This window comes from Levilactobacillus paucivorans (genome assembly GCF_001437125.1).
Taxonomy (GTDB): Bacteria; Bacillota; Bacilli; order Lactobacillales; family Lactobacillaceae; genus Levilactobacillus; species Levilactobacillus paucivorans.
This window is the reverse complement of record NZ_JQCA01000102.1, coordinates 1-455: the sequence shown is the minus strand read 5'-3', so window position 1 is coordinate 455 and position 455 is coordinate 1. Positions and strand designations below refer to the sequence as shown.

The 455-nt window shown below is 42.4% G+C and carries 1 pseudogene; it reads right to left on the bottom strand.

What is annotated here, in order from left to right:
• Positions 1–455, bottom strand: a pseudogene (locus IV54_RS08265) (nicking enzyme TraA protein); the annotation flags it as partial.

The window sequence follows — 455 nt, the reverse complement described above, 5'->3', positions numbered from 1 at the left end:
CGTTCTTGTTTTTGCCGTTGGTAATCTTCATCACGAGCATATAGAACAGTCATGATCGCGTCACTAAAGGCCGTCTTTAAGTAATAGTCTGGACTAACTGGCTTGTAGTTCAGTGGTTGATAATGTCCGATATTTGCTTTTCTGTACTGGTCGTCCTTGGCTTGTTGCTCTTTTAACTGCATTTGGATTTTCTCGATCTGACTGTTCTTAATCGTCGGATCAGCTTTGCATTCGCCAAAAAAGAGTTGTTTAGTACCATCATGCTTTAAAACCCGTTGTAAGTGATGATTTTCTAACTGATCTAAGCTCAGCTGTCCCGATAAATAAGCTAGTCCTTGTTGATGTTCTGGGGGGCTGAAAACCTGTGGTGGGTTTGCTTGCCACTGTTCAATCGTTTCGGCCTGACATGGCTTTAAAACAGGATCATAGTACATCACGGCTGTATAGGCTTGTTC